Origin of the sequence: Bartonella sp. AA83SXKL (assembly GCF_042196965.1) — a bacterium.
In the GTDB taxonomy this organism is placed as follows: Bacteria; Pseudomonadota; Alphaproteobacteria; order Rhizobiales; family Rhizobiaceae; genus Bartonella.
This window is the reverse complement of sequence record NZ_JBHIRG010000104.1, coordinates 1-1,038: the sequence shown is the minus strand read 5'-3', so window position 1 is coordinate 1,038 and position 1,038 is coordinate 1. Positions and strand designations below refer to the sequence as shown.

Annotated in this window: 1 pseudogene; it reads left to right on the top strand. The window is 41.1% G+C overall.

The features are described from left to right. A pseudogene (locus ACFINO_RS09935) lies at positions 1–1,038 on the top strand (hypothetical protein); the annotation flags it as partial.

The window sequence follows — 1,038 nt, the reverse complement described above, 5'->3', positions numbered from 1 at the left end:
TTTCAAGGTTAAGACTGTTAAGGAAGATGGCAAGGATGAAGAGAAGAGCTATACTGATGTAGCTTCCGCCTTTGAGGGTGTAGGTACTTCTATCACAAATGTAAAAAAAGAGCTTACCAAGGTTGTAGGTGATAGCCTAGTTAAACAGGATACAGACAGCAAGACTATCAAGATTGGTACGGAGACAGATGGTGCTACAATCAATATTGCAAATAAGAGTGGTTCTGATCGGGTTATTTCCGGTGTGAAGGAAGCGGCGAATGACAATGAAGCTGTTAATAAAGGCCAACTTGATAAGGGTTTAAAAGATCTCTCTGATAATCTTCAATCTGATGAATCAGCTGTTGTTCATTATGATAAAAATACAGATGAAGAAAACACCATTAATTATGAAAGTGTGACGTTGGGGAAAGGTAAAGATGCTAAGCCCGTTGCTCTTCATAATGTAGCTGTTGGCAGCCTTACAAAGGATTCACGTGATGCCATTAATGGTGGACAAATTCATACCCTCTCTGAAGATGTTGCGAAGTTTTTAGGTGGTGGTACAGCTTTTACAAATGGTGCTTTCACGGGACCCACCTATAAATTATCTAAGGTTTCTAAAGACGGTAAGGAAGAAGAAGCTGACTTTACCGATGTTGGTACAGCTTTTGAAGGCATTGATACGAGTATTAAGAATGTGAACGCTCGTATTAAGGAAGTTTCACAAGGTGTTGCACAGGATTCGTTGTCGTGGAGCAAGGATGAGGATGCCTTTAGTGCGCAGCATGGAGAAGGAGAGAAAAAAGGCAACAGCAAGATTACGTTTCTTAAGGATGGAGATGTTGCTGCTAACTCAACGGATGCTGTTAATGGATCCCAGCTTTATTCTACGAACAGTTCCCTTGCGGAATATTTCGGTGGCGGAACTAAGTATGAGGATGGCAAATGGACGAAACCTGATTTCAAAGTTGCACAATTTGATGCTGATGGCACAGAAGGTGACGAGAAGACTTATCATAATGTTGCTGCTGCTTTTGAAGGTGTTAACAGTGCTTT